This window comes from Micromonospora sp. WMMD1155 (assembly GCF_029581275.1).
Taxonomy (GTDB): domain Bacteria; phylum Actinomycetota; class Actinomycetes; order Mycobacteriales; family Micromonosporaceae; genus Micromonospora.
Window position 1 is genome coordinate 3,911,573 of sequence record NZ_CP120742.1, and the last position, 26,423, is coordinate 3,937,995.

The 26,423-nt window shown below is 71.2% G+C and carries 26 protein-coding genes; 15 read left to right on the forward strand and 11 right to left on the reverse strand.

Annotated elements, in window-relative coordinates:
* Nucleotides 1–95: 95 nt before the first annotated feature.
* Nucleotides 96–713 (reverse strand): DUF4126 domain-containing protein, encoded by a 618-nt coding sequence (locus O7617_RS17950; RefSeq protein WP_282256933.1) that lies wholly within the window; start codon nucleotides 711–713, stop codon nucleotides 96–98.
* Between the two features lie 71 nt (nucleotides 714–784).
* On the opposite strand from O7617_RS17950, the gene nucS reads away from it, so the two are divergent.
* Nucleotides 785–1,444, forward strand: coding sequence for an endonuclease NucS (nucS, locus tag O7617_RS17955; RefSeq protein WP_282256934.1), 660 nt, complete (start codon nucleotides 785–787; stop codon nucleotides 1,442–1,444).
* A gap of 8 nt (nucleotides 1,445–1,452) precedes the next feature.
* Here nucS and O7617_RS17960 read toward each other — a convergent pair whose 3' ends face one another.
* Together O7617_RS17960 and O7617_RS17965 are read right to left on the reverse strand one after the other, a co-directional pair.
* Nucleotides 1,453–2,112: a class I SAM-dependent methyltransferase gene (locus O7617_RS17960; protein ID WP_282256935.1), complete on the reverse strand. Its 660-nt coding sequence runs from the start codon at nucleotides 2,110–2,112 to the stop codon at nucleotides 1,453–1,455.
* 80 nt (nucleotides 2,113–2,192) lie between these two features.
* A complete protein-coding gene (locus O7617_RS17965; RefSeq protein WP_282256936.1) occupies nucleotides 2,193–3,689 on the reverse strand; it encodes an aldehyde dehydrogenase family protein in 1,497 nt (498 codons plus the stop codon).
* Between the two features lie 306 nt (nucleotides 3,690–3,995).
* On the opposite strand from O7617_RS17965, the gene O7617_RS17970 reads away from it, so the two are divergent.
* The 7 genes from O7617_RS17970 (at nucleotide 3,996) to O7617_RS18000 (ending at nucleotide 10,297) form a co-directional block, all read left to right on the forward strand.
* Nucleotides 3,996–4,361, forward strand: a complete 366-nt coding sequence (locus O7617_RS17970) for an FHA domain-containing protein (RefSeq protein ID WP_282264775.1) — start codon at nucleotides 3,996–3,998, stop codon at nucleotides 4,359–4,361.
* A gap of 81 nt (nucleotides 4,362–4,442) precedes the next feature.
* Nucleotides 4,443–5,504 (forward strand): alpha/beta fold hydrolase, encoded by a 1,062-nt coding sequence (locus tag O7617_RS17975; protein WP_282256937.1) that lies wholly within the window; start codon nucleotides 4,443–4,445, stop codon nucleotides 5,502–5,504.
* A 147-nt stretch (nucleotides 5,505–5,651) separates the two neighbouring features.
* Entirely contained in the window at nucleotides 5,652–7,442 is a 1,791-nt protein-coding gene (locus O7617_RS17980) for a 3-hydroxybutyryl-CoA dehydrogenase (protein WP_282256938.1), read from the forward strand.
* A 39-nt stretch (nucleotides 7,443–7,481) separates the two neighbouring features.
* On the forward strand, nucleotides 7,482–7,976 hold the full coding sequence (locus O7617_RS17985; protein WP_282256939.1) for a SigE family RNA polymerase sigma factor: 495 nt from the start codon (nucleotides 7,482–7,484) through the stop codon (nucleotides 7,974–7,976).
* A complete protein-coding gene (locus O7617_RS17990) occupies nucleotides 7,973–9,034 on the forward strand; it encodes a hypothetical protein (protein ID WP_282256940.1) in 1,062 nt (353 codons plus the stop codon). Before O7617_RS17985 ends, O7617_RS17990 begins: the two co-directional genes overlap by 4 nt.
* A gap of 57 nt (nucleotides 9,035–9,091) precedes the next feature.
* A complete protein-coding gene (locus O7617_RS17995; protein WP_282256941.1) occupies nucleotides 9,092–9,421 on the forward strand; it encodes a hypothetical protein in 330 nt (109 codons plus the stop codon).
* A 78-nt stretch (nucleotides 9,422–9,499) separates the two neighbouring features.
* Nucleotides 9,500–10,297: an alpha/beta hydrolase gene (locus O7617_RS18000; protein WP_282256942.1), complete on the forward strand. Its 798-nt coding sequence runs from the start codon at nucleotides 9,500–9,502 to the stop codon at nucleotides 10,295–10,297.
* 4 nt (nucleotides 10,298–10,301) lie between these two features.
* Here O7617_RS18000 and O7617_RS18005 read toward each other — a convergent pair whose 3' ends face one another.
* The 3 genes from O7617_RS18005 to O7617_RS18015 form a co-directional block, all read right to left on the reverse strand.
* A complete protein-coding gene (locus O7617_RS18005) occupies nucleotides 10,302–11,402 on the reverse strand; it encodes an AI-2E family transporter (protein WP_348774138.1) in 1,101 nt (366 codons plus the stop codon).
* Nucleotides 11,403–11,542: 140 nt separating this feature from the next.
* On the reverse strand, nucleotides 11,543–11,737 hold the full coding sequence (locus tag O7617_RS18010; RefSeq protein ID WP_282256943.1) for a DUF397 domain-containing protein: 195 nt from the start codon (nucleotides 11,735–11,737) through the stop codon (nucleotides 11,543–11,545).
* Entirely contained in the window at nucleotides 11,728–12,507 is a 780-nt protein-coding gene (locus O7617_RS18015) for a helix-turn-helix transcriptional regulator (RefSeq protein ID WP_282264777.1), read from the reverse strand. Before O7617_RS18015 ends, O7617_RS18010 begins: the two co-directional genes overlap by 10 nt.
* 473 nt (nucleotides 12,508–12,980) lie before the next feature.
* On the opposite strand from O7617_RS18015, the gene O7617_RS18020 reads away from it, so the two are divergent.
* Nucleotides 12,981–13,283, forward strand: coding sequence for a hypothetical protein (locus tag O7617_RS18020; RefSeq protein ID WP_282264778.1), 303 nt, complete (start codon nucleotides 12,981–12,983; stop codon nucleotides 13,281–13,283).
* Nucleotides 13,284–13,379: 96 nt separating this feature from the next.
* Here O7617_RS18020 and O7617_RS18025 read toward each other — a convergent pair whose 3' ends face one another.
* From O7617_RS18025 to mce, 4 genes are all read right to left on the reverse strand, one after another.
* Entirely contained in the window at nucleotides 13,380–15,497 is a 2,118-nt protein-coding gene (locus tag O7617_RS18025; RefSeq protein WP_282256944.1) for a hypothetical protein, read from the reverse strand.
* 176 nt (nucleotides 15,498–15,673) lie between these two features.
* A complete protein-coding gene (locus tag O7617_RS18030) occupies nucleotides 15,674–16,939 on the reverse strand; it encodes a DivIVA domain-containing protein (protein WP_282256945.1) in 1,266 nt (421 codons plus the stop codon).
* Nucleotides 16,940–17,281: 342 nt separating this feature from the next.
* Entirely contained in the window at nucleotides 17,282–18,637 is a 1,356-nt protein-coding gene (ccrA, locus tag O7617_RS18035) for a crotonyl-CoA carboxylase/reductase (protein ID WP_282264779.1), read from the reverse strand.
* A gap of 463 nt (nucleotides 18,638–19,100) precedes the next feature.
* Nucleotides 19,101–19,577 (reverse strand): methylmalonyl-CoA epimerase, encoded by a 477-nt coding sequence (gene mce / locus O7617_RS18040; protein ID WP_282256946.1) that lies wholly within the window; start codon nucleotides 19,575–19,577, stop codon nucleotides 19,101–19,103.
* Between the two features lie 62 nt (nucleotides 19,578–19,639).
* Here mce and O7617_RS18045 point away from each other — a divergent pair, with 62 nt between their 5' ends.
* Nucleotides 19,640–20,824 carry an acetyl-CoA C-acetyltransferase gene (locus O7617_RS18045; RefSeq protein ID WP_282256947.1) on the forward strand — a complete coding sequence of 395 codons (1,185 nt, stop codon included), beginning with the start codon at nucleotides 19,640–19,642 and terminating at the stop codon, nucleotides 20,822–20,824.
* Nucleotides 20,821–21,825, forward strand: coding sequence for a methylmalonyl Co-A mutase-associated GTPase MeaB (gene meaB / locus O7617_RS18050; protein WP_282256948.1), 1,005 nt, complete (start codon nucleotides 20,821–20,823; stop codon nucleotides 21,823–21,825). The genes O7617_RS18045 and meaB overlap by 4 nt, the downstream gene beginning before the upstream one ends.
* Nucleotides 21,826–21,928: 103 nt before the next feature.
* Here meaB and O7617_RS18055 read toward each other — a convergent pair whose 3' ends face one another.
* On the reverse strand, nucleotides 21,929–22,327 hold the full coding sequence (locus O7617_RS18055; RefSeq protein ID WP_282256949.1) for a hypothetical protein: 399 nt from the start codon (nucleotides 22,325–22,327) through the stop codon (nucleotides 21,929–21,931).
* 231 nt (nucleotides 22,328–22,558) lie between these two features.
* Between O7617_RS18055 and O7617_RS18060 the strand changes: the two genes are divergently transcribed.
* From O7617_RS18060 to O7617_RS18075, 4 genes are all read left to right on the forward strand, one after another.
* Nucleotides 22,559–22,975 (forward strand): Asp23/Gls24 family envelope stress response protein, encoded by a 417-nt coding sequence (locus tag O7617_RS18060; RefSeq protein ID WP_282256950.1) that lies wholly within the window; start codon nucleotides 22,559–22,561, stop codon nucleotides 22,973–22,975.
* A 150-nt stretch (nucleotides 22,976–23,125) separates the two neighbouring features.
* Entirely contained in the window at nucleotides 23,126–23,527 is a 402-nt protein-coding gene (locus O7617_RS18065) for an Asp23/Gls24 family envelope stress response protein (protein WP_282256951.1), read from the forward strand.
* A gap of 101 nt (nucleotides 23,528–23,628) precedes the next feature.
* Nucleotides 23,629–25,317: a methylmalonyl-CoA mutase family protein gene (locus O7617_RS18070; RefSeq protein ID WP_282256952.1), complete on the forward strand. Its 1,689-nt coding sequence runs from the start codon at nucleotides 23,629–23,631 to the stop codon at nucleotides 25,315–25,317.
* A 171-nt stretch (nucleotides 25,318–25,488) separates the two neighbouring features.
* Entirely contained in the window at nucleotides 25,489–26,403 is a 915-nt protein-coding gene (locus tag O7617_RS18075) for a tetratricopeptide repeat protein (protein ID WP_282256953.1), read from the forward strand.
* The last annotated feature ends 20 nt before the right edge of the window (nucleotides 26,404–26,423 follow it).

Consider the following 26,423-nt stretch of genomic DNA (forward strand, 5'->3'; position numbering starts at 1 on the left):
ACCCAGACCCGGGCTGATCGACTCGACTTTCAGGAAACCGCGGTGTCCCGAGATCGGGGACACCGCGGTTTACACGAACCCGAGTCGATCAGGGGTCAGACGCGGAACCCGGCGGCGCGGGCCGCCTCTCGTTCACGGCGTCGCTCGGAGCGCCGACGGAACAACCAGTAGACGAAGAACAGCAGGCCGACCAGGAAGACGAGCACCAGCACCGGCAGGATGACCGCGACGAGGGAGACCACCACGCTCGTCGCGTCCTCTGCGGTGCTGGCGACCGGAGCGCCGAAACCGGCGGTGGTCGCGTTGATGACCGGCCGCGCCGCGGACTTGAGCAGGTGCACGCCCAACGCCAGCAGCACACCGGTGACGACCGGCACCCACTGGTGGGTCGAGAAGAAACTTCCCGGGTCGCTGACCGTCACCGTCTCGGACGAGGAACCGGCACCGAAGGCCAGGCCACCCGCCGTCGGTCGGACCACCGTCTGCACCACGTCGTTGATGTGGTCGACGACGGGCACCTTGTCCGCCACCATCTCGACGGCGAGCAGGGCGGCCATGATGACGATGACCCAGCCGTTGCCGAGCCAGGTCCAGCCGCTGGGCAGGTCGATCAGGTCGGTGTAGCGGCCGAGGAGACCGAGGACGAGCAGGGGTATGTAGGCGTTCAGCCCTGCCGAGGCGGCGAGGCCGGTGCCGGTGAGAACTTCGAACACGGACTCAGCATCGCATCGACGCGCCAGTGCCGCTCGCTGGTGGCCGGCGGGTGCTCGGCTACCCTCGTCGGGTGCGGTTGGTCATTGCGAAGTGCTCGGTGGACTACGTCGGACGGCTCTCGGCTCACCTGCCGCCGGCCACCCGGTTGCTGATGGTGAAGGCGGACGGGTCGGTGTCGATCCATGCCGACGACCGGGCGTACAAGCCGTTGAACTGGATGAGCCCGCCGTGCCGGTTGGAGGAGGCCCCCGGTGTGTGGCGGGTGGTCAACAAGGCCGGTGAGGAGTTGCGGATCACCCTGGAGGAGATCTTCCAGGACACCTCGTACGAGCTGGGTGTGGACCCGGGTCTGCGCAAGGACGGGGTGGAGGCGCACCTGCAGGAGTTGTTGGCCGCCAACCCGGAGGTGCTGGGGGAGGGGTTCACGCTGGTCCGCCGGGAGTACATGACGGCGATCGGCCCGGTCGACCTGCTGTGCCGGGACGCCGACTCCGGCTCGGTCGCCGTCGAGGTCAAGCGGCGCGGCGACATCGACGGCGTGGAGCAGTTGACCCGCTATCTCGAGTTGATGAACCGTGACCCGCTGCTCAGCCCGGTCGCCGGGGTCTTCGCCGCTCAGGAGATCAAGCCGCAGGCCCGGGTTCTCGCCACCGACCGGGGAATCCGGTGCGTGGTCGTGGACTACGACAAGCTGCGGGGCATCGAGAAGGACGAGCTGACGCTCTTCTGAGCCGCCGCTCAGCTTCCGGTACGCACCGCGATCAGCGACTTGGGCAGGCCGAAGACCCGCTCGACGAGCATCGTCGAGTCGGGGAAGTAGTGGCGCATCTGCGATCGGTCCAGCAACTCGGTCCAGAGCACCTGGTGGATGGCGGCGTCGTGGCTGCGGGTCGGCTTGTGCCCCAGGGGCCAACGGCGGGCGAGCGCGGTGCGCAGTCGGACCGGCAGGAACTGCATCCCCGGCGCGATCCAGTGTGGCTCGATGGGGAAGTAACGGTACGGCGTCTGCACCCAATGCCGGTCGGCCAGCGAGCGGACGGCGGCGGCGAAGCGCAACCGGCGTTCGTGCCCGCCCACGTGTTCCAGCACCGAGTTCGAGAAGACCAGGTCGAAGGCACCCTTGGCGAGGTGCTCCGGCAGGTCGCAGGCGTCGGCCTGCTCGACGTGGGCCCATTCCGGGACGACCGACGGGGGTTGTTCCAGGTTGACGACCGTCACCCGGGCCGGGCGGACGGTGGCGCGGTGCCAGGTGCCGAGCCGGCCGCCGAGATCGACGACGTGCATGTCACCGAGGTCGGGGAAGGTGCGGGCCAGCCAGTCCGAGCGGTGCCGACGCCGACGGGCGCTCCACGACTGGTCACTGTCGACAAGGCGGTAACGCAATCGATTGGGGCCCATTTAACGTAATGTACCGCTGCGACCACGGCTCATAAACATGTGGATACGCCGATCTTTGGTGAAGATCGGTTATCCGACACTCACCTGCCGTACATCACCTTGATCGCCTTGACGAGCCGGGTCATGTCGGTGGGCGTCCGTTCGAAGGTCATCGACGGCAGCAGTGACCGGGCGCGACGCCGCGTGATCGCCTTGGCCCGGCCGAACTCGCGCAGCCCGTCCTCACCGTGGATCCGCCCGAAGCCGGAGTCACCCACCCCACCGAACGGCAGTGTCGACATGCCGGCGAAGGTGAGGGTGGAGTTGACCGAGGCCATTCCGGAGCGCAGCCGCCGCGCGATGGCCACCGCGCGCCGTCGGCCGAAGACCGAACCGCCAAGGCCGTACGGCAGGGCGTTGGCCCGCGTGACGGCCTCGTCGGCGTCCCGGACCCGGCTGATGGTCACTGTGGGGCCGAACGTCTCCTCCTGGACGGCTGCCGACTCCTCCGGTACGTCCACCAGCACGGTCGGGTGGACGTACGGCGGCTGCACCGCGGTCGGCCCGCCGAGCACGGCCCGCCCGCCGGAGGCGACTGCGGCGTCGATGTGCCGGCGGATCACGTCGATCTGTCTCGGCATGGTGATCGGGCCGATGTCGGCACCCTCCGGGCCGACGGTCAGCCGACCGGCACGGGCCACCACCTTGTCGACGAAGGCGTCGAAGACGGAGTCGACCGCGTACACCCGCTCGATGCCGATGCAGGTCTGCCCCGCGTTGGTCATGCCGCCCCAGACGCACGCCTCGGCGGCGGCGTCCAGGTCGGCGTCGCTGTCGACGATCATGGCGTCCTTGCCGCCGCCCTCGATCAGCACCGGGGTCAGCGTCTCGGCGCAGGCGGCCATGACCTTCCGGGCGGTGGCGGTGGACCCGGTGAAGGCCAGCTTGTCGACCCCGGAGCGGCACAGTGCGGCGCCGACGTCGCCCAGGCCGTGTACGGCGGTGAACACCTGATGCTCGGGCACCACCTCGGCGAAGCCGTCCACCAGCCACTGGCCGACGACGGGCGTGTACTCGCTCGGCTTGAGCACCACGGCGTTGCCGGCCGCCAGGGCGTACGCGGCGGAGCCGATCGGCGTGAAGACCGGATAGTTCCACGGCCCGATGACGCCGACCACGCCGTGCGGCTGGTATTCGAGGTGCCCGGAGAACTCGGCGAGGATGAGCCGGGACCGCACCCGGCGTGGGCCGAGCACGCGCCCGGCGTTGCGGGCTGCCCAGTCGATGTGCTCGATCGCGGTGACGATCTCGACGATCGCGTCGTCGACCGGCTTGCCGCCCTCGGTGTGCACCAATTCGGCCAACTGCTCGATCCGTTTCGCGAGCAGGGCACGCCACCGCAGCAGCCGGTCGCGGCGGCCGGTGAAGCCGAGCCCGGCCCACCACTCGCCGGCGACGCGGGCGCGGGCGACGGCCTCGCGCACGTCGGCGTCGGTGGCGACGGGGAGGCGGCCGGCCTCGACGCCGGTGGCCGGGCTGGTCGACACCAGTCGGCCCGCCTCGATGATCGGGATGCCGGGGACATGCACAGCCGTCATGGCGGAAGTCTAGACCCGAAAATTACTCGCGGGTAGCTCGGCGATCCGGGGTGCCGCGCCGGGCGTCCCACCACCCCGGCCGATCGTTGATCAGTGCAGGTCAGGACAGTGATGTCGAAAGCCCCCGCCCGAATCGTCGAACGGCAGGTGGCCGGGAGGTGACGAGAGGCTGACCGGCCGGTCGGTATTGACGATTACCGTCTGGTGGCAGGCTGACGCGCGGAGTGACGGTGTGGGGTGGAGGGCTGACTGTCCATGGAGGAACATCCGGAACTGATGCCGCTGTTGACGGTTGCCGGTGGGCCGATGCGCGGAGCGAGCTTTCGAGTGCGAACCGAACGGCAGGTGATCGGCCGGGCGCCGACCGGGCAGGTGGTCATCAACGATCCGCACCTGAGCCGCCGCCACGCCGAGGTGTGGCTGACGCCGGAGGGCCTGTCCCTGCGGGACCTCGGCTCGACCAACGGCACCTGGCTCAACGATCGCCGGATCACAGAGGTGGAGCTGCTCGCCGACGGCGACGTGATCCGGCTCGGCCGGACCGAGCTGCGGCTGTTCGACCCCGGGGTGGCGCTCACCGATCCGGTGGGCCTCAGCTTCGGCCCGTCCCGCCGCGACGTCCGACCGACACTGCCGCTGCCGTTGGCGACGCCGCCCGGCACGCGACGGTGAGGGCGGCCCACACTCGGGCCGCTCCCCGGATGGTGACCGGGCACCTGGACCGTCGCGGTCGGGCGTGGCAGCATGCCGCGGATGGAGACCGAGCACCGGACCGTCACGGCGAACGGCATCACCCAGTCGGTACGCGTGGCCGGCCCGGCCGACGGCACCCCGGTGCTGCTGATTCACGGCAACTGCTCGTCCGCGCTGTTCTGGGAGCCGCTGGTCCGGCGTCTGCCGCCGACGCTGCGGGTGGTCGCCCCCGACCTGCGCGGGTACGGCGACACCGAGACGGCCCCGGTGGACGCCACCCGAGGGCTTGCTGACTTCGCCGACGACGTGGCGGCCCTGCTGGACGACCCGATGCTCTTCGAGGCCGACGCCCGCCCGGTGGTGGTCGGGCACTCCCTCGGGGGCGGGGTCGCGATGCGCCTGCTGGTCGACCACCCGCACCGGGTGAGCGCCCTGCTCCTCGCGGCGCCGGTCTCCCCGTACGGCTTCGGCGGCACCCGTGACCTGACCGGCACACCGACCACCCCGGACTTCGCCGGCACCGGCGCCGGCACCGCGAACCCCGATTTCGTCGCCCGGCTCGCGTCCGGCGACCGGAGCGCGGACGCCCCGGCCAGCCCGCGCGCCGTGCTGCGAGCCATCTATGTGGCCGATCCCGCCTCCCTCGGCACCGACGAGGACCTCCTGCTGGACACCGTGCTCTCCACCGCCACCGGGGACGACAACTACCCGGGCACGGCGGTGCCCTCGGAGAACTGGCCCGGCACCGCACCGGGGGAGCGCGGTGTGCTCAACGCGCTCGCGCCGACCTGGTTCCAGCTCGCCGACGAGCTGGTGGCCGTCGCCGAGAAACCTCCGGTCACCTGGGTACGCGGGGACGCCGACGTCATCGTCTCGGACACCTCGCTGTTCGACCTGGCGTACCTGGGTTCGCTGGGTGTGGTGCCCGGCTGGCCGGGTGAGGAGGAATGTCCACCCCAGCCGATGATCGGCCAGACCCGTGCGGTGCTGGACCGGTACGCGGCGGCCGGCGGCGCGTACCACGAGGTGGTGTTGCCCGGCTGTGGTCACAGCCCGCACCTGGAGCGTCCGATGGAGTTCGTCGCGGAGCTGCTGGCCCTGACCACGGTGCCCGCCGCCTAGCGGCCACAGTGCCCGCTCCCTGACGGTCGCGGCGTCGTGGGTGAAATATGCCACGGCGTCTCGACAACCGAGCGTCACGTGGCAGACTCGCGCGCATAACCTTAGCGGCCGTTCAGTGGCCGTGCGGAGTCTCCGGGGAGGCCGGTCGTGGCGCGCGATTTCAGCACCGTGGGCGTGGTGGGGCTGGGCACCATGGGTGCCGGCATCGTGGAGGTCTTCGCCCGCAACGGCATCGACGTCGTGGCCGTGGAGATCTCCGAGCCCGCGCTGGAACGCGGTCGGGCCACCCTCACCGGCTCCACCGACCGTGCCGTCGCCAAGGGCAAGCTCGCCGCGGCGGACCGCGACGCCCTGCACGAGCGGGTGCACTTCGCGGTCGGGCTGGACGCGCTGCACTCCGTCGACCTGGTCATCGAGGCGGTGCCCGAGCACCTGGACCTCAAGCAGCGGATCTTCGCGGAGCTGGACCGGGTCTGCCGACCGGAGACCATCCTCGCCACCAACACCTCGTCGCTGAGCGTCACCGAGATCTCGGTGGCCACCAGCCGGCCCAACCAGGTCATCGGCATCCACTTCTTCAACCCGGCGCCGGTGATGAAGCTGGTCGAGGTGGTCCGCACGGTCGTCACCTCGCCCGAGGTGGTCGCCGACGTCGAGGCGCTCTGCACCCGGCTCGGCAAGGTCGACGTCACCATCAACGACCGGGCCGGCTTCATCGCCAACGCCTTGCTCTTCGGCTACCTCAACCACGCGGTGGGCATGTTCGAGTCGCACTACGCGACGCGGGAGGACATCGACGCCGCCATGAAGCTCGGCTGCGGCCTGCCGATGGGCCCGCTGGCGCTGATGGACCTGATCGGCCTGGACACCGCGTACGAGATCCTGGACACCATGTACCGGCGCGGTGGGCGCGACCGCCGGCACGCCCCGGTGCCGCTGCTGAAGCAGATGGTCACGGCGGGACTGCTCGGCCGTAAGTCCGGTCGGGGCTTCTACACCTACGAGCGGCCCGGTTCGCCGAAGGTCGTACCCGACGAGACGACGCCGCCGGCCACGGAGGCCGCGCTCGCCGACGGGGCTCGCGCCATCGCGAAGGTGGGCATCGTGGGTTCCGGCACGATGGCCACCGGGATCATCGAGGTGTTCGCGAAGGCCGGCTACGAGGTCGTCTCGGTGACCCGGGGTGCGGAGAAATCCGCGACGGTGTGCGAGGCGGTGAAGACCTCGCTGAACAAGGGAGTGGTCCGGGGCAGGCTCGCCGAGGCCGACCGGGACGCCGCGCTCGGCCGGATCACCTGGTCGGCCACCCTCGACCACCTCGCCGACGTCGACCTGGTGGTCGAGGCGGTCGTCGAGGAGCTGAGCGTCAAGAAGGCCCTCTTCGCCAGCCTCGACGAGATCTGCAAGCCGGGCGTGGTGCTGGCCACCACCACCTCGTCGCTGCCGGTGATCGACGTGGCGATGGCCACCCACCGGCCGGCCGACGTGGTGGGGCTGCACTTCTTCAACCCGGCGCCGGTCATGCCGCTGGTCGAGGTGGTCCGCACCATCCGTACCTCGCCGGAGGCCACCGCCACCGCCCGGGCGGTGTGCGCCACCCTCGGCAAGACCGGCGTGGTCTGCGGCGACCGGTCCGGGTTCATCGTCAACGCGCTGCTCTTCCCGTACCTGAACGACGCGGTGAAGATGCTGGAGGCCAGCTACTCGACGGCCGACGACATCGACCACGCGATGAAGCTCGGTTGCGGCTACCCGATGGGCCCGTTCGAGCTGCTCGACGTGGTCGGCCTGGACGTCTCGCTGGCCATCCAGCGGGAGCTGTACCTGGAGTTGCGCGAGCCCGGCTTCGCGCCCGCGCCGCTGTTGGAACACCTGGTCACCGCCGGCTACCTGGGCCGCAAGACCCGCCGCGGCTTCCGCGACCACTCGCACCGCTGACGGGTCAACGCCGGAGGGTGCCGACGGCGTCTGCAAGGTGTGACCTTCGAGGAGTACGTCAGCAGCCGGGGTCCGGCGCTGGTCCGGCTCGCCCGGTTGCTGACCGGTGACCCGTACCGGGCCGAGGACCTCACCCAGGACGTGCTGTCCCAGGCGTACGTGCAGTGGCGGCGGATCGCCCGCGCCGACCGCCCCGACGTGTACGTGCGGCGGATGCTGGTCAACGCCAACATCTCCTGGTGGCGTCGTCGGTCGAGCCGGGAGCTGGTCGTCGACACCTTCGCGGAGCTGCCGCACCGGGGCGACCTCGGCGGCGAGGCGGCGGACCGGGACGAGATGTGGCGGCTGATCCTCGGCCTGCCCGACCGCCAGCGGGCGGTGCTGGTGCTGCGCTACTACGAGGACCTCGACGACACGACGATCGCCCAGATCCTGGACTGCTCGCCGGTCACCGTCCGCACCCACGCGATGCGGGCGCTCGCCAACCTCCGGGAGCGCTGCGGTGCCCCGACCACGAACGGGAGCCGGCCGTGACCGACCTCGACGAGCGGATCGTCCTGACGTTGCGGGAACGTGCCGAGGGGCCGGTGGACGGCGACCGGCTACTGCGGTCGTCCCGCGCCCGGGGTCGGCGTCGCCAACTCCACCGCCGGGTCGCCGCCGGCACCGCGTTGTCACTGGTCGGAGCACTCGGCTTCGGCGGGGTGGTGGGGACGGACCTCGACCGGTTGGCCGACCGGATGCCCTGGACCAGCGCCACGGCCACCGTGGTCCCACCGTTGCCAGCCCGCGCCGAAGGGGTGCCCGGCGCGGCTGCCGACCCGACGCTGGTGGGTGCGGACCCGCACGTGCTGCACCTCGGCGTCGACCCGGCCCGGGCCCACTACCTGGGCTGGGAGGTGATCCTGGGGCAGGTCGAGACGGTGCGGATCGGCGTGCCGGGCGGCGAGCCGGTGCGCGTCGATGTGGCCCGGTCCGCCGAGTTGCCCAGCAGCGTCGAGATCGACGGCGTCTCCGTCGACGTGAGCGAACCCGGCCCGCAGGTCTTCGACGGTCAAGCCCGAGCGACGACCGGCATGCCCCGTGGGCTGGTCACAATGTGGCAGCCCGTGCCAGGCCTCTACGCCCGTGCGGTGATGCTGCACGACGACCGGGCGGTGCTGGAACGGGCGCTCGGAGCCCTGCGCTGGAACGAGGCACGCCGGTGCGTGGGTCCGCTGCGACTCGACGCCCTGCCCCAGGGCGCGAGGGTGTCCGCCTGTGCGGTCGACGTCGCCTCGTACCCCCGGCTGGTCACCGCCCGGTTCGCCGTGACCCGCGCTGACACCGAGACCATGACGGTGCAGTACCGCTACGCCAGCCAGGCCGGTACCTACACCAGGGCGAACCACAGCGTCGCCGGCCGGCCCGTGTTGCTCTCCGCGACCCGGATGGAGCTGGTCGGCATTCCCCGGATCACGGTCTCCGTCGACTTCGGCTGGCCCTGGCAGAGCGAACGACCACCGCACATCTTCACCGAGGCCGACGCGACAACCGTGCTGGCTGGTACCCAGGTCGACGAGGACCCGACCCGGCCACAGAGCTGGCGGTGATCCCAATCGCCGCCGGGCCGGCCGCGGAGCCGTCCCGGCTGTTGGACCGTACGCTTGGTGACTGTGAGCCCCCGTCGCAACCGCCCCCGCCGGGACGAGAACGCCGACCTGGACGCCGACCGGGTCCGGCAGGGCGTGGCCTCGGTGCAGCAGTGGACCGACGGCGCCTGGCAGGTACGCGGCATCGGCGCGGGGGCGTCGGTCAAGACGTACCGCTGCCCCGGCTGTGACCAGGAGATCCGACCCGGGGTGGCGCACCTGGTGGCCTGGCCGGCCGACGGCCTGGGTGACCTGACCGACCGGCGGCACTGGCACAGCGGCTGCTGGCGCGCCCGGGACCGGCGTGGCCCGGCGGTGCAGCGCGGCCGGGGCGCCCCGCGCTACTGACCGGTCCACTGAGCGACCTGGATCACCCTGTTCCTGCCTGGGTGGGCGGCGGCGGCGGTTTCGCGACAGACTTGGGCGGTGAGCACAGCGATCCGCGCGTCGTCGATCCTGCCCGGCCGCCGGGAGGACATCGAGCTGCACACCGCAGACGGTCTGCGGCTGGTCGGCGAGTTGGCGGTGCCGGCCGACCGGCCGCCGGTGGCCACCCTGGTCTGCCTGCACCCGCTGCCCACCCACGGCGGGATGATGGACAGTCACGTCTTCCGCAAGGCGGCCTGGCGGCTGCCCGCGCTGGCCGACCTGGCGGTGCTGCGGTTCAACACCCGGGGCACCAGCAGCCTGCGCGGCACCAGTGAGGGCGCGTTCGACGGTGCCGTGGGCGAGCGCTACGACGTGGCCGCCGCCATCGAGTACGCGGAGTTCGCCGAGCTGCCCGACATCTGGCTGGTCGGCTGGTCGTTCGGCACCGACCTGGCCCTGAAGTACGGCTGCGACCCGGCGATCGCGGGTGCGATCCTGCTCTCCCCGCCGCTGCGCTTCTCCGCCCCGGAGGACCTGGCCACCTGGGCCGCCTCAGGTCGACCGTTGACGGCGCTCGTGCCGGAGTTCGACGACTACCTGCGGCCGACCGAGGCGCGGGAGCGGTTCGCCGCCGTGCCGCAGGCCGAGGTGGTCGGGGTGTCCGGTGCCAAGCACCTCTGGGTGGGTGACGCGGAGAGGGTGCTCGACGAGATCGTCCGTCGGGTCAACCCGGCGGTCGAGGTGCCACTGCCGACGACCTGGGACGGCCCGATGGAGTCCGGCGACGTCAGCGCGTACGCCGACCGGACGGTCGCCTCGTTCGCGGACACGCCAGTGCCGCAGCCGGGCGACTGATCGGTCACCCTCTCTCCTGGCGGGGCAGCACCACCTCGCGCAGGATCAGTTGCAGCGCGGCCACCGTGGGGATGGCGATCAGCGCGCCGACCACGCCCAGCAACGCCACTCCGAGCAGTGCGGCGAGCAGCGCCGCGACCTCGTTGACCTCGACCGAGCGCCGCATCACCTTCGGGTAGATCAGGTAGTTCTCCACCTGCTGGTAGATCAGGAAGAACACCGCGCAGGCGATGCCGGTGGGCAGGTCGGCGGCGAAGCCGACCAGGCTCACGATCACCGCGCCCAGGGTCGCGCCGATCTGCGGGATCAGGTCGGTCACCGCGACCACCACCGCCAACGCGAACGGGTACGGCAGCCCGACGATCAGCGCGAACACGAAGGTCGTCGCCCCGGCCAGCACCGCGATACTCAACGCGCCGACCATGTACGCGCCCACCTTGGCCAGGATCTCGTCGCCGATCAGCTGCACCCGCTCCCGCCGCGAGCGGGGCACCAGCGAGTAGCCCAGTGAACGCAGCTTGTTGAAGTAGGCCAGGAAGTAGATGGTCAGCACCAGCACGGTCAACGTCCGGAACACCGTGCCGAAGATCAGTTGGGCGCCGCCCAACACCCCGCCCAGCGCCCGGCCGACGGTCTCCGCGTTGGCCGCGCCCTGCACGCGCTCCACCACGTCGTACCGCTCCACCAGGTCGTTGACCGTCGGATTGCGGCGCAGCTCGTCGAGCAGACTCGGGATCTGGTCGATGAACTGACCCGACTGGGTGACGATCGGCGGGACCAGTGCGACCACGCCGCCGCAGAGCAGCAGCACCACGGTCAACGCCACCAACGCCACCGCCAGGCCGTGCGGCACACCCCACCGGCGTAGTCGGACCACCGCCGGGTTGAGGCCGACCGCGAGGAAGAGCGCGATCACCACCAGCACCAGGATGCCGCCGGCATTGCGAATCCCCAGATAGAGGGTGTACGCCAGCAGCACGCCCAGCGCACCGGTGAACCCGATCAGGAAGCTGCTACGGCGCAACGGCCGCCCCGGAGTGCCGAACTTCCCGGACGGGACGGCCGGCGGCTCGTCCGGGTCGATCCCCGGCGCGGGAACCGGCACCGGAGGCGGCACCTCGGCCGGCGTGGTCGGCGGGCGTCCGGTCGGTGTGTCCGGCGGTCCTTCCGGCTTGTCTGGCGGTCCTTCCGGCTTGTCCGGGTCACCGGCTGACGGGCCTCGCTGCGGCACCAGGACCTCCCGGGTCAGGCGGTGGGTCGACCGGCGACGGCGACGAACGCCCGCCAGGCGGCTGGCGCGAAAACCAGGACCGGGCCGTTCGGGTCCTTGCTGTCCCGCACGCCCACCACCCCGGGCAGATTGTCCGCCACCTCGACGCAGTCGCCCCCGCTAACGCCGCTGCGGGTTGATTTGCGCCATTCGGCGCTCTTCAGCTCCATGTCGTCACGATCCTCTTCATCAGCTCGATGGACTGCCGGCGGGACAGGGCATCGTTCCGCACGCTCTCCCATCTCGCGAGCAGCGTAGCCAGACCATCCTCGGTGTCCACCACGGTGCCGCCAAGCTGGTTTTCCAGGTGTCCCACCCAGCCGCCGTCCGCGCCCCGGGCCAGGACGAACGGCCCCGACAGCCCTGGATGCAGCCCGACCTCGGCGGGCACGATGTGCACGCTGATGTTGGGCTGCTCCGCGCAGGAGATCAGGTGGGCGACCTGTTCGACCATCAGACCGACAAACTCTTCCCCGGTGCGCCTCAGCACCAGCTCGTCGATGACGGCAACGAACTGCGGCGGCTCAGCCTGAACGAGGAGCGACTGGCGGTCCATCCGGCCAGCCAGCAGCCGGTCCAAGCCGTCGGCGCTGAGGGACTCGTCGCCACGCAGGACCGCGCGGGCGTAGTTTTCGGTCTGTAGCAGGCCGGGGATCAGCGTGGGTTGGAAGCAGCGCAGTTGGCGGGCGCTGCGCTCGGCGTCCAGCCAGGGCCGGAACCAACTCGGCTGGCCGTCGCGCTCGGCGAGTTTGAGCAGGTAGACGAGGAGGCCGCCGGTGGTCAGCACCTCGTCGGCGCGGGCCAGGAAAAGCCGGTCCAGTGGACGCTGCCCCAGCTCCAGCGCGGACACCATCGAGCCGGAGTAGTGCACCAGCCGACCGAACTCCTCCTGGCTCATCCCGGCGGCGGTCCGCAGTCGACGCAGCTGCGCACGGATCATGTCGGCCGTCGGCGCGGCGTCGTCTTCCACAGTGCCTCCGCAGGTCGAGGGGTCGTCTCCACCGGTCGACCCGGCGGGCCACGTCGTCACCGGATTCACCCCACCGGAGCCGTCGATGCCTTCCGACCGTAGCGGTGTCTTCAGCAGACTGTCACGTGCCGGGTCGTCCCGGACCACTCCGCTTTCCACCGCCCGGGTCTGCCGTCTCCACGTCGGCGCGACCACGCCCCAGTCGAGGAGACAACCCCATGCCCACTCCCACGTCTCGCCCCGTCGGCCGGTCGCTGCCCGTCACCGTCGCCTCGCCGTCGTGGCCGTCCACCGGTTGCGCACCGTCCGGCCTGTACGTGGGCGGGCCGCGTACCCCGGTGTGGCGGTTGTCCACAGGCTGCACGCCGCCGGGTCCGCACCCGGGCGGCAGGGCGCGTACCCCGGTGTCGGGGCTGCCCCAGCCGCGACTCGGGCCGTACCCCATGTTTCCGCGAGCGTGCGGCGCGCGGACGCCGCACACCCCGCTGCGGCCCATGTGGTGCTGCCGGGCCGACGGCCTGCCGTGGCCCTGCGCGGACGCCCGGCTGCTGCTCAAGGCGGAGTTCGATAGTGATCCGGCCGCGCTGACCATCTACCTCGCCGGGCTCTACCACGAGGCGGCGCACGACCTGTACCAGCTCAATCCCTACGACGGGCCGGCACCCCGGGAGCTGTTCGAACGCTTCGTGGCGTGGGGCCCGTTCCGCCGCCCGATCATCGACCCGCCACCCGACCACCCGTCCTGATCCACTCGCCATTCATGAAACCGGGGTGTCCGGGTGATCCGGACACCCCGGTTTTCGTGATGTCGTGTCGATCATGTAGCTGCGCCCGCAGCGGGGTCAGTCCTTCTCGATGGTGACCTTGCTGGGCTTGGCGCTGCGCTCGTCGGTGGTCGGCTTGGTGGGACGTTTGCCGTTCTCACCGGTGCTGGTGATCTTGGTTGGTTTGGCGTCCCGGCCGCCCACCCCCGGCACCGCGGCGACAGTCGGCTCGCCGTCCACCCCGGCGCTCGCCGCGCCACCGTCGACGGTGGTCACCGGCTCGGCCACGGGTCGCGTCGTCGGCTGCCCGGCGTCCTCCGCGTCGGCGTTCGCCGGCTGCCTGGTGTCGGTGGGCTCGGCCTTGAGACCGGTGGCCGGACCCGACCCGGGTGCCGAGCCGGAGACGGTCACGCCGTCGTCGCCACCGCCGGTCGCGCTGCTCGCGGCGTCATCGGCCGTCGGTGCGGTCGGACCGTCGATCGGACCCGCGACACTCTGCAACCGCAGCTCGCTCATCTGCCGCTGGAGCTCGTCGGACTCCTGCCGGGCCTTCCAGGTCTCCTGCCGCAGGTCCGCGAGCTGCTGCTGGGCCTGGGCGATCTCCAACATCACCTGGGCGAGCTGCTGCCGCCCCGCCGCCGCCTCCTGCTGGGTGGCTGCCAGGTGCTGCTGCGTGGTGGCGAGGTGCTGCTGCGTGGTGGCCGCGTACTCCTCGAACTGCCGCCGAGAGGACGCGACATGCTCGTCGGCCTCGCGGCGCTTCTCGCCGGCCTCGGTCTTGGCCCGGGTCAGCAGCTCGGTGGCCTCCGTCTCGGCCCGCTGGCGCAGAGCCGCCGCGTCCTGTTCGGCCGCCTGGAGGATCCCGGCCGCGCCCTGTTCGATCTCGTTCTTGCGAGCCGTGTACTCGGTCTCCAACTCGTCCCGACGCGCCGTGTACGCGGTCTCCAGCTCGTTCTTGCGGCCGGTGTACTCGGCTTCCAGCTCGTCGCGGCGGCTGGTGAAGCCCGTCTCCAACTCCTGCTGACGGCTGGTGAACCCGGTCTCCAGCTCCTGCTGGCGGGACTTGTGCTGCTTGTCCAGGTCGTCGCGGCGCTTGGCGTACTCCTGCTCGGCTGCGGACCGCCGCTGCGCCAACTCGCGGTCGGCCGCCTCCCGCCGGGAGTTGACCTCCTGCTCCACCCCGGCCCGCCACGCGCCCAGCTCCTGCTGGGTCTGCTCCCGGGTGTGCTTGACGTACGCCTCGGTCTCGGCGCGCATCCGCTGCACGTACGCCTCGGTCTCGGCGCGGTTGCGCTTGGCCGACTCGGACGCCTGCGTGATCAGCCGCTCCGCCTCCTGCTGTGCCTTGGCGCGGGTGGCTCGGCCCGCCATCGACGCGTCGTCGATGATCTGCTTGGCGTCCTGCTGCGCCTTGGCGTGCGTGGCCCGGCCCGCCTCGGTCGCGGTGTCGGTGAGCCGCTTGGCCTCCTGGAGGGCCTTGGCGTGCACCTCCTTGGCCGCGTCGCGCAGGTCGCTGGCCTCCTGCCGGGCATTGGCCAACGTCTCGCGCGCCGTCTCGCGCAGCTTGGTCGACTCCTGCTGGGCCCGGGTGTGGATCTCCTTGGCGGTGTCGCGTAGCTGGGTGGCCTCCTGCTGGGCCTTCGCCAGCGCGTCCTGCGCAGCCTTACGCAGCTGCTCCGACTCGGCCCGGGCCGACCGCAGGGTCTGCTCCGCCTCGGCCCGCTGGGCGGCGCTGTGCCGCTCCTCCTCCGCGCGCCGCGCGGCGAGGGCGATCTCGAAGTCCTTCAGTGCCCGGTCGGCCTGCTCGCGGGCCTCCTCGATGATGTGCTCGGCGGCGGCGCGACGGGCCTCGATCTCCACGTTGGCGTCGGCGACGATCTGCTCGGCCAACTCCTCGGCCTGGCTGAGGATCGAGCCGACGAGCGGCCCGAGGTGCTTGAACGAAGCCCGGTCCACCACGTTCATCTGCTTGCGCACCTGGGTCAGGTCGCGTTGGAGCACCTCGACCTGGCCGGCGAGCTTGTGGATCTGTGTGTACGCCTGTTCCCGTTCGGCGGCGAGGGTCGCGATCTCGTGCTCGGCACGTGCGACATACCGGTCGACCTGTTTCTTCTCGTACCCCCGCAGAGCGGACTCGAAGCTGGGCTCCGTCGTCACGTCCCCGCCGAGAGCGAACAGTTCCTCGCCGTGCGACATGCCCCCATCCTCACACGCATCGGGCCCGGCTGGGGCGATACGGACGGGCCTTGTGCGAGCTACTTCACTCGGTTTCGGACCGGGCATTCCACGAGCTGGGAAACGCATACGGCGCGAGGTGGAACCGGTCACCCGGTGTCACCTCGCGCCGTCGATGCCCCGACCTACGCCACGCGTCAGCCAGCGGTCTCCGCGGGAACCCGGTCCTGACCGCCGTCGGTCTTCTTGGCCTCCGGCTTGCCCGTCGCCGGAGCCGCCGCGGCCGGCACCCCCGGAACGATGCCGGCGAGCCCGGAGAGCATCTGGCCCAGCTGCGAGGTGACAGCGTCCTTCTGCCGGGTGAGGTCCTCGACCTCGCGGCGGGCGGCCTGCGTGGTCAGCTCCGCCTCCGTGCGGGCCTCGGTGAGCAGGCGCTGCGACTCGGCCTTGGCCTCGTTGAGGGTCTTCTCGGAGTGCGCCTTGGCCTTGTCCACAGTCTCGGCGGCGTTGCGCTCCGACTCGACCCGCCGAGCCTCGGCGCGTTGCTCGATCTCCTTGGCGCGCTCCTGCGCCGCCCGGGCACGCTGCTCGGCCTCGCTGACCAGCTTCTGGGTCTGCGCGACCTGGGCGGCGTGGCGCTCGGACTCCTCGCGCTCGGCCTTCTCCCGCCGCTCGGCGAGCTGGAGCTCCAGCGCCTGGAGGTCCTTGTCGCGCTTGTCCCGTGCGTCGGTCAGCAGCTTGGTCGCCTCGGCACGCTTCTCCTCGGCCTCGCGGGCGGCCTTCGCCCGCTGCTGGGTGATCTCACGCTCGGCGGTCGCCCGGAGGGTCGCCACCTCCCGCTCGACAGTCGACTTCAGCTCGGCCACCTCGTGCGCGGTGACGGTGCGCAGCTGCTTGGTCTCGCGGTCGGCGTCCGCGCGAAGCGTGTCCGCCTCGCGGCGGGCCTGCACCCGGACCTCGGCGGCCTCCCGCTCGGCGGCGGTACGCAGGTTGCCCGCCTCGCGCTCCGCGCTGGCCTTCATGGCGGCGGCCTCGGCGCGGGCCTTGTCGGTGATCTCGCGGGCCTCGAGGCGAGCGGCGGAGAGGATGCCCTCGGACTCGCGCTTGGCCTCGTTGCGGTGGTCGTTGGCCTGCTCCTCGGCGAGCCGGAGAATCTGCTCGACGCGGGTGCCGAGCCCGGAGAGGGTGGGCCGGTTGTTCTCTTCGAGCTGCTTGTTCGTGTCGGTGAGCTTCTGCTCCAACGCGCTCATGCGCTGCTCGGCTTGGCGGAGGCGGCGCTGGGCGTCGTTCATCCGCTGCTCGGCCTCGGCACGGGCCTGCTCGGACTGGGTGAGCGCGGCGGTCATCCGGCCGAGGAAGTCGTCGACCTGGTGAGTGTTGTATCCGCGCAGACCCACGGTGAAATCTGGCTGCGAGTTCGCGTTATCGAAGAACGCGAGAGGGGAGGACTGCTGCTGGGGCATTGGGACATACTGGCAGACGCCCCAGGGTGGTTCGCAAGAGCGGTGCGGAGCTTTCGTGCCCTGTTTACATGGTCAACTTCGGCGATCGGCGGAGCCGGACCAATCGGCGATCTTGGCAGCTCCCGGGCGGGGCGCACGCCGTGCGGCGTGATCCGGAAAAGGGCCCCGAGGTCACCCCGAGGCCCTTTGTCGGATCCCAGGGCGGCCTTGCGCTAATCAGATGGAAGAACAATGCCGAGCACCACAATGGCCACCGGGTGCTCGTCCGTCCGGCCGGTGGCCGGCTCGGTGCCAGCCGGTCGGGCCCGCTCGGTGCCGACCAGCCCAGCCGGACGGGCCCGCTCAGTGTCCGCGGAACCGGTTGATCGCGTCCTCGTGCTGGGCGCGCAGTTCCCCGTCGCGTACACCCAGCCCGTCGGTGGGGGCGAGGCACCGCACGCCGACCTTGCCCTGGTGGGCGTTGCGGTGCACCTCGTACGCGGCCTGGCCGGTGCGCTCCAGCGGGTAGGTGCGGGAGACCGTCGGGTGCACCTTGCCGAGCGCGACCAGCCGGTTGGCCTGCCACGCCTCGTGGTAGTTGGCGAAGTGGCTGCCGACGATCCGCTTCAGGTGCATCCACAGGTAACGGTTGTCGTACTGGTGCTGGAAGCCGCTCGTGGACGCGCAGGTGACGATGGTGCCGCCACGCCGGGCCACGAAGACGCTGGCGCCGAACGTCTCCCGACCCGGGTGCTCGAAGACGATGTCCGGGTCCTCGCCGCCGGTCAGCTCGCGGATCCGCTCGCCGAAGCGTCGCCACTCGTCCGGGTCCTGCGTCTCCTCGTCCTGCCAGAAGCGGAAGCCCTCCGCGGCGCGGTCGATGACCAGCTCCGCGCCCATCCGGCGGCACAGCTCGGCCTTCTCCGGCGAGGAGACGACACAGACCGGAATCGCGCCGCCGTTCAACGCCATCTGGGTGGCGTACCCGCCGAGGCCGCCGGAGGCGCCCCAGATCAGCACCACGTCACCCTGCTTCATGTTGGCGCCGTGGTGCGAGACGAGCTGCCGGTACGCGGTGGAGTTGACCAGGCCGGGGCTGGCCGCCTCCTCCCAGCTCAGGTGCCGTGGCTTCGGCATGAGCTGGTTGGCCTTGACCACCGCCAGCTCGGCCAGCCCGCCGAAGTTGGTCTCGAAGCCCCAGATCCGCTGCTGCGGGTCGAGCATGGTGTCGTCGTGTCCGGCCGCGTCCTCCAACTCGACGGAGAGGCAGTGCGCGACCACCTCGTCGCCGGGTGCCCAGCGGGTCACCCCGGGACCGACGCGCAGCACCACGCCCGCCGCGTCCGAGCCGACCACGTGGTACGGCAGGTCGTGCCGACGGGTCAGCTCGGAGATCCGGCCGTAGCGCTGGAGGAACTTGAAGGTGGGCAGCGGCTCGAAGATGCTGGTCCACACGGTGTTGTAGTTGATCGCACTGGCCATGACGGCGACCAGCGCCTCGCCCGCCGCCAGCTCCGGCGTCGGCACCTCCTGTACGTGCAGCGCCTTGCGGGGGTCCTTGTCGCGGGTGGCCATCCCGTCGAACATCCGGGACTCCTCGGCGCGGACCACCACGCCCCGGTAGCTCTGCGGTACGGGCAGCGCGGCGACGCCGGCGAGTTCGCGGTCCGGATCGTTCGAGTCCTCCGCCGCCATGATCGCTTCGAGGATGTCCTGCACGGTGACCTCCGGTTCGTCCGCACCCGCACGGGCCCGGGTGCTGCCATCGTCGGCGCCGGTGGGCACGACCACCATGTCGGCGTTCGACACATCCGGCACCGGTCGCGCTCCGGTGGGGCCGGACGTTACTGAACGGTAGCTAGGCCCGGAAGTCCTCTGTGAAAAACTGCATCCGCCGATGCGTGAAGGTGTCCGACCAGCCCGCCAACCGCGCACTGACGTGCGCGCAGGCAGGGCCGACGTCCCACGCCTCGCCTGCGTGCGCGGGCGGAGGCAGCAACTTCGGGGATGTTGCTGTCTCAGACGCGACGGTGGCAGCAACATCCCCGCAGTTGCGCGGATCTTGGGGGGCGGGGCGGCGGGGGGCGGCGGGTGTGGCCCCGGCGCGGCCCGCGCGGGGCCGTGCGCGGGCCGCGCGGAGGCGGCACGGCCCGTGTGGCCCCGGCGCGGGGGCGGGGTGGGGTCAGTGGGGGGTGCGGGCGGGTTCCACCAGTTCCACGAGGACGCCGCCGGCGTCCTTCGGGTGGACGAAGTTGATCCGGCTGTCCGCGGTGCCGCGTCGCGGGGTGTCGAAGAGGAGTCGCATCCCCCGCTCGCGCAGTGCGGCGCAGGCCGCGTCGACGTCCACCACGGTGTACGCGACCTGCTGCACGCCCGGCCCGTTGCGGTCCAGGAACTTGGCGATCGTCGATTCCGGGGTCAGCGGTGCGAGCAACTGCACGCAGCCGCCCTCGGTGGTCGGTCCGACGGACAGCATCGCCTCGCGGACGCCCTGCTCCTCGTTCGTCTCGACGTGCACGCAACGCATGCCGAACGTCCGTTGGTAGAAGTCGATCGCGGCGTCCAGGTCGGCGACGGCGATCCCGACATGGTCGATCTTGCGAAGCCCGATGTCTGTGACGTAGTCCGCACCGGGCTCGGCGGGGGAGTTCTCAGCCATGGCGCTAGTCTGACCGAACAATCGTTAAGGCGTACAGCTAGGCACCCCCTTCGGAGGCAGGCATGGCTTCGGTGATCGTCAGCGGCGCGCGGACCCCGATGGGGCGGCTGCTGGGCAACCTCAAGGACCTTCCGGCCACGAAGCTCGGCGGTATCGCCATCAAGGCGGCGCTGGAGCGTGCCGGCGTCAGCCCGGACCAGGTCCAGTACGTGATCATGGGGCAGGTGTTGCAGGCCGGCGCCGGTCAGATCCCGGCGCGGCAGGCGGCGGTCGAGGCTGGCGTGCCGATGTCGGTGCCGGCGCTGACCATCAACAAGGTCTGCCTCTCCGGCCTGGACGCCATCGCCCTGGCCGACCAGCTGATCCGCGCCGGTGAGTTCGACATCGTGGTGGCCGGCGGCATGGAGTCGATGACCAACGCCCCGCACCTGCTGATGGGCCAGCGCACCGGCTACAAGTACGGCGACGTGGTGGTCAAGGACCACATGGCGCACGACGGGCTGAGTGACGCCTGGGACTGCTGCTCGATGGGCGAGTCGACCGAGCGGCTCGGCGTCAAGCACGACATCTCCCGCACGGAGCAGGACGCCTTCGCCGCCGCCAGCCACCAGCGGGCCGCCGCCGCGCAGAAGAACGGCCACTTCGCCGACGAGATCACCCCGGTGGTCATCCCGCAGCGCAAGGGTGACCCGCTGGTGATCAGCGAGGACGAGGGCATCCGCCCGGACACCACCGTCGAGTCGCTGGCCAAGCTGCGCCCGGCCTTCACCAAGGACGGCACCATCACCGCCGGCAGCTCGTCGCCGATCTCCGACGGCGCGGCCGCGGTGCTCGTGATGAGCAAGGCCAAGGCCACCGAGCTGGGGCTGACCTGGTTGGCCGAGGTCGGCGCGCACGGCAACGTGGCGGGCCCGGACAACTCCCTGCACTCGCAGCCGTCCAACGCGATCAACCACGCCCTGAAGAAGGGTGGCCTGAGCGTCGCGGACCTCGACCTCATCGAGATCAACGAGGCGTTCGCCCAGGTCGGCATCCAGTCCACCCGTGACCTCGGAGTCAGCCCGGACAAGGTCAACGTCAACGGCGGCGCGATCGCGCTCGGGCACCCGATCGGCATGTCCGGCGCTCGTCTCGTACTCACGCTCGCGCTGGAGCTCAAGCGGCGCGGTGGTGGCACCGGCGCGGCGGCGCTCTGCGGCGGCGGTGGCCAGGGTGACGCGCTGATCATTCACGTGCCGGGCCAGTGAGCGGAACGGCCGAGCAGGTGCCGGCGGCGGGCGCCACGTCGGTACGCCGCAGTCGGGACGTACCGCTGCTGGTGGAACGGGCCCGCGCAGGTGACCCCCGCGCGGTGGCCCGGCTGATCACGTTGGTGGAGAACGGCGACACGCTGCTGCCGGAGATCGCCGCGGCGCTGGCCCCGTACGCCGGGCAGGCCCAGGTGGTCGGGTTGACCGGCTCGCCCGGGGTGGGCAAGTCGACCACCACGAACGAGTTGGTACGCGCCCTGCGGGCACGCGGGCACCGGGTCGGCGTGCTGGCGGTCGACCCGTCCAGCCCGTTCACCGGCGGCGCGATCCTCGGCGACCGGGTGCGGATGCAGGACCACGCCACCGATCCGGGCGTCTACATCCGGTCCATGTCCAGCCGGGGGCACCTCGGCGGTCTGGCGGCGGCGACGCCGCAGGCGGTCCGGGTGCTGGAGGGCGCCGGTTGTGACGTGGTGCTGGTGGAGACCGTCGGCGTCGGGCAGGCCGAGGTCGAGGTCGCCTCGCTCGCCGACACCACGCTGGTGCTGCTCGCGCCGGGGATGGGCGACGCGATCCAGGCGGTCAAGGCGGGCATCCTGGAGATCGCCGACGTCTTCGTGGTCAACAAGGCCGACCGGGACGGCGCCGACGCCACGGTGCGCGACATCCAGGGCATGATCGCCCTCGGTGAACGCGGTCCGGGGCAGTGGCGACCGCAGGTGGTCCGCGCGATCGCGGCCCGTGGCGAGGGCATCGACGACATCGCGGCCGCGATCGACAAGCACCGCGGCTGGTTGGTCGAGCACGGCGAGCTGCGCCGCCGGCAGGAGGCGCGGGCCGCCGCCGAGATCGAGGCCATCGCGCTCGGCGCCCTCCGCGCCCGGATCGGCTCACTGCGCGACGGTACGGAGTTGGCCACGCTCGCGACGAAGGTCGCCGAGGGCGCGACCGACCCGTACACGGCGGCGGACGACCTGCTCGCCCAGCTCGCTCGCTGAGCCGGTAACGCGACGGGGCCGACGCCGATCACCGGCGACGGCCCCGCGTCAGCTGGGTCTGAGGCCTGTTTCATAAGGCCGGCTAGTTCTTGTGGAACAGGCTTCAGCCGCAGTGGCCCCAGGGGCTGGTCCACACGGTGCCCCGGCTGAGTCCGCCGAACTGGACGCACTTTCCGGCGGCCGCGGCCCGCACCGGTCCCGCGTAGTACTTGTAGGGGTCCTCGTCGAAGGCGCCGAGATCGTTCGACAGGATCAGGTATGCGCCGACCATGGTGGCCTTGCCCCGGTCCGCGGTCTTGATGGTGACCACGCAGTTGTAGCCGTTGGACTTGTAGAGCAGGTACACCGTCGCGCCGGGCAGCCCGTGACTGTCGATGACGTAGTACCCGGAGCCGCAGAGGGCGCTGGGCGACTCGGCCGCCTGGGCCGGGCTGGCCGCGCCGAGCAGCGCGCCGACCGACAGGGTGACTGCCGTGGCGAAACTCAACAACTTCCTGCGCATTAAACAGACCTCAATCATGGCGCCTAGGGGCGTCCAACGTGGACACATCGGGGTCGCAGCCTAGTCGCCAAGATCAGCCTGCGTGGTCCCTCGGCGGCGCGTCGCGCGCCCGGAGGCGAAGGTCGCTCCGGTTTTAGTAGGCTCGCGGCGCGTGGTCGGCGGCGAGGCTGGCGCGCGGCGGGCTGACAAGACGGTCGGTCCACAATGGGTCGCACCAGGGGAGATGTGATCATGACGGACGCGGTGGAGAACGCCGGTACGGTGCCGCCCGCGACGGGTGCGGCGCGGGGCGTCACGTCGGTTTCCGACGAGGTCGTGGAGAAGATCGCCGGAACCGCCGCCCGTGCGGTGCCCGGTGTCGCCGATCTCGGTGGTGACGTGGCCCGGTTCTTCAACAGTGTGCTGGACAAGGTCGGCCTGGACGAGGTGGGCGACGCCAGCCGGGGTGTCTCGGCCGAGGTGAAGGGTGGATCCGCCGTCATCAACGTGGTCCTGGTGATCGACGCCGGGCACGTCGTCGCGGACGTGACCGAGGCCGTGCGGGTCGCCGTGATCGAGGCGGTGGAGAAGTACGGCCTGACGGTCACCCAGGTCAACGTCACTGTCGACGACATCGAGCTGAACCCGCCCGGGGCGGCCGGGGCCTGAGGCGTAGCGGTTGGGCGGCGCATCCCGAGCCGCCCGTAACCCGGTCCACCGAAGACACTCCGACGGCACGTCGGGCTTGTAGGCTCGCACCGCCCCACCGAGGTGGAGGCCGGGTGTCTCGGCGCGGTGATGCGAGGAAGGGGAGCGGTGGTGGACCACGAGGCGACGCAGGAGCTGACCGTGGCGTCGGTGCCGGTCGGCGGGACGACGAAGGTCGCGGACGAGGTGGTCGAGAAGATCGCCGTCGCGGCGGCCAGGGCGGTGCCCGGCGTGGTCGAGCTGGGCGGGGACGTCGCCCGGTTCTTCAACGCGGTGTTCGACCGGGTCGGGCTGGACCAGTTGGGCGACGCCCGGCGGGGCTGCTCCGCCTATCTGACCGGGGACGCCGCCGTGATCAACCTGGTGCTGGTGATCGAGGGCGGTCGCCCGGTGCCGGAGGTCACCGGCGAGGTGCGCGCCCAGGTGACGGCGGCGGTCGAGGCGTACGGGTTGCGGGTCGACGAGGTCAACATCCGAGTCGACGACGTGGCGATGGGTGACTCCACCGCGTAGGCGGCAGCCGATTACCCGCCGGTAGGCGGTGACTTAGCGATCGTTCAGGTGAGGGCTCTACACTCGACGTGCAGTCGAGGACCCGAGGAGGAGCCCTGCTCATGGACGCCGACGAGATCGACGCCGGACGGGCGCGCTGGCAGGCCCGTTACGACGCCGCGCGCAAGCGGGACGCCGACTTCACCACGCTCTCCGGGATGCCGGTCGACCCGGTCTACGGGCCGCCGGAGGGTGCCACGTACCCGGGCTTCGAGCGGATCGGCTGGCCGGGCGAGTACCCGTACACCCGGGGTCTGTATCCGACCGGCTACCGCGGGCGGACCTGGACGATCAGGCAGTTCGCCGGCTTCGGCAACGCCCGGCAGACCAACGAGCGCTACAAGATGATTCTCGGCGCGGGCGGGGGTGGTCTCTCGGTCGCGTTCGACATGCCCACGCTGATGGGCCGCGACTCGGACGACCCGCAGGCACTCGGTGAGGTCGGGCACTGTGGCGTCGCCATCGACAGCGCCAGCGACATGCAGGCGCTCTTCGACGGCATCGACCTGGCCGGTGTCACCACCTCGATGACCATCTCCGGTCCGGCCGTGCCGGTGTTCTGCATGTACCTGGTCGCCGCCGAGCGGCAGGGCGCCGACCTGTCCGCGCTGGACGGCACGCTGCAGACCGACATCTTCAAGGAATACATCGCGCAGAAGGAGTGGCTCTTCGACCCAGAGCCGCACCTGCGCCTGATCGGCGACCTGATGGAATACTGCGCCGCCGAGATCCCGCGCTACAAGCCGCTGTCGGTCTCCGGCTACCACATCCGCGAGGCCGGTTCGACCGCCGCGCAGGAGTTGGCGTACACCCTGGCCGACGGTTTCGGCTACGTGGAGCTGGGCCTCTCGCGCGGGCTGGACGTCAACGTGTTCGCACCGGGGCTGAGCTTCTTCTTCGACTCGCACGTCGACTTCTTCGAGGAGATCGCCAAGTTCCGTGCCGCCCGCCGGATCTGGGCCCGCTGGCTGCGCGACGTCTACGGCGCGACCAGCGAGAAGGCGCTCTGGCTGCGGTTCCACACGCAGACCGCAGGCGTGTCGCTGACCGCGCAGCAGCCGGTCAACAACGTCGTACGGACGGCTGTCGAGGCCCTCGCCGCGGTGCTCGGTGGCACCAACTCGCTGCACACCAACGCCTTGGACGAGACGCTGGCGCTGCCCACCGACGAGTCCGCGGAGATCGCCCTGCGGACGCAGCAGGTGCTGATGGAGGAGACGGGTGTGGTCAACGTGGCCGACCCGCTCGGCGGCTCCTGGTACGTCGAGGCGCTGACCGACAAGATCGAGGCCGAGGCGGAGGAGATCTTCGCCCGGATCCGGCAGCTCGGCGGGGAGGGGCCGCACCAGATCGGCCCGATGACCTCGGGCATCCTGCGGGGCATCGAGGACGGCTGGTTCACCGGGCACATCGCCGAGTCGGCCTTCGTCTACCAGCAGGCGCTGGAGAAGGGTGACAAGAAGATCGTCGGGGTCAACTGTCACACCGGCACCGTCGCCAAGGAGCTGGAGATCCTGCGCATCTCGCACGAGGTGGAGCTGGAGCAGCGCCGGGTGCTCGCCGAACGGAAGAGCGCGCGGAACGAGGACGCGGTCCGCGCGGAGGTGGCCCGGATGGTCGAGGTCAGCCGGACCGACGGGAACATGATCCCCGCGATGCTGGACGCGGTCCGCGCCGAGGCGACCCTGGGCGAGATCTGCGACGCGCTGCGCGCCGAGTGGGGCACCTACCGCGAGCCGGCGCGCTTCTGACCGACACACTCCGTCGATCGAGCGTTTCGGGTGGGGATGAATACGGCGAACGGTGCTTATTCCCCTTCCTGAGACGCACGATCGCGGGGGTGTGCGGCGGGGCGTGAGAGTTGCAACGTCGGGGTTGCGGGTGAGCTGAGAATCCGGGCTCACGTGCGAGACTAGGTAACCATGAGCGACCCACGGATCACCTCGTCGATCTTCACCCGCGGCGCGGTCGACCTCAGCACACTGCGCGGCCCCGCACCAACCAGCTCCCGCCCCGGCACGCCCCCGCAGGGCGGTCCGTCCACCGGCGCACCCGCCGCCGGCGGTGACACCGCCATCGTCGACGTCACCGAGGCGACCATCCAGTCCGACGTCCTCGAACGGTCGATGGCCATGCCCGTCGTCGTGTTCTTCGGCGCCGCCGGCTTCCCGGAGAGCGACGAGTTCGCCCCGGTGTTGGAGCGGCTGAACGCCGAGGGCGGCGGCAGCTGGGTGCTGGCACGTGTCGACGTGCAGGAAAATCCGCGAATCGCCCAGATGTTCCGGGTCCAGGGCATCCCCATGGTCTACGCGGTCGTCGGCGGGCAGCCGGTCGACGCCTTCTCCGGCGTGGTGCCCGAGCCGCAGTTGCGGCAGTGGCTCCAGGCCGTGCTCAAGGCCGGCGGAGTGACAGTCGCCGAACCGGAGGACCCCCGCCTCGACGAGGCGGACGACGCGCTGATGAGCGGTGATCTGGACGCGGCCGAGCAGGCGTACCGCAAGATCCTTGCCGATGCCCCGGCGGACGCGGCGGCGACGGCGGGGCTGGCCCAGGTCGGGGTGGCCCGCCGGGTGGCCGGAGCGGACCCGGCGGCCGCGTTGGCCGCCGCCGAGAGTGCCCCCGACGACGTGGCCGCGCAACTGCTGGCCGCCGACATCGAGGTGCTCAGCGGCCTGGCCGAGCAGGCATACTCCCGGCTCGTCGGTCTGGTCCGGCGCACCGCCGGTGAAGACCGCGAGACGGTACGCCAGCACCTGGTCTCGCTCTTCTCCATCGCCGGCCCGGACGATCCGGCGGTCGCCACGGCGCGTCGGGCCCTGGCCAGCGCCCTGTTCTGAGTTCGTAGCACGCCAGCGCG

Excerpts from the sequence above, each read along its gene's own strand:
- O7617_RS18070 (WP_282256952.1), top strand. The coding sequence starts at position 23,629 with ATGGACGCCGACGAGATCGACGCCGGACGGGCGCGCTGGCAGGCCCGT.
- O7617_RS18055 (WP_282256949.1), bottom strand. The coding sequence starts at position 22,327 with ATGCGCAGGAAGTTGTTGAGTTTCGCCACGGCAGTCACCCTGTCGGTC.
- mce (WP_282256946.1), bottom strand. The coding sequence starts at position 19,577 with ATGGCTGAGAACTCCCCCGCCGAGCCCGGTGCGGACTACGTCACAGAC.
- O7617_RS18060 (WP_282256950.1), top strand. The coding sequence starts at position 22,559 with ATGACGGACGCGGTGGAGAACGCCGGTACGGTGCCGCCCGCGACGGGT.
- O7617_RS18030 (WP_282256945.1), bottom strand. The coding sequence starts at position 16,939 with ATGCCCCAGCAGCAGTCCTCCCCTCTCGCGTTCTTCGATAACGCGAAC.
- O7617_RS17965 (WP_282256936.1), bottom strand. The coding sequence starts at position 3,689 with ATGACGGCTGTGCATGTCCCCGGCATCCCGATCATCGAGGCGGGCCGA.
- O7617_RS17975 (WP_282256937.1), top strand. The coding sequence starts at position 4,443 with ATGGAGACCGAGCACCGGACCGTCACGGCGAACGGCATCACCCAGTCG.
- O7617_RS17970 (WP_282264775.1), top strand. The coding sequence starts at position 3,996 with ATGCGCGGAGCGAGCTTTCGAGTGCGAACCGAACGGCAGGTGATCGGC.
- O7617_RS18075 (WP_282256953.1), top strand. The coding sequence starts at position 25,489 with ATGAGCGACCCACGGATCACCTCGTCGATCTTCACCCGCGGCGCGGTC.
- O7617_RS18010 (WP_282256943.1), bottom strand. The coding sequence starts at position 11,737 with ATGGAGCTGAAGAGCGCCGAATGGCGCAAATCAACCCGCAGCGGCGTT.
- O7617_RS18045 (WP_282256947.1), top strand. The coding sequence starts at position 19,640 with ATGGCTTCGGTGATCGTCAGCGGCGCGCGGACCCCGATGGGGCGGCTG.
- O7617_RS17960 (WP_282256935.1), bottom strand. The coding sequence starts at position 2,112 with ATGGGCCCCAATCGATTGCGTTACCGCCTTGTCGACAGTGACCAGTCG.
- O7617_RS18015 (WP_282264777.1), bottom strand. The coding sequence starts at position 12,507 with ATGATCCGTGCGCAGCTGCGTCGACTGCGGACCGCCGCCGGGATGAGC.
- O7617_RS18020 (WP_282264778.1), top strand. The coding sequence starts at position 12,981 with ATGTTTCCGCGAGCGTGCGGCGCGCGGACGCCGCACACCCCGCTGCGG.
- O7617_RS18025 (WP_282256944.1), bottom strand. The coding sequence starts at position 15,497 with ATGTCGCACGGCGAGGAACTGTTCGCTCTCGGCGGGGACGTGACGACG.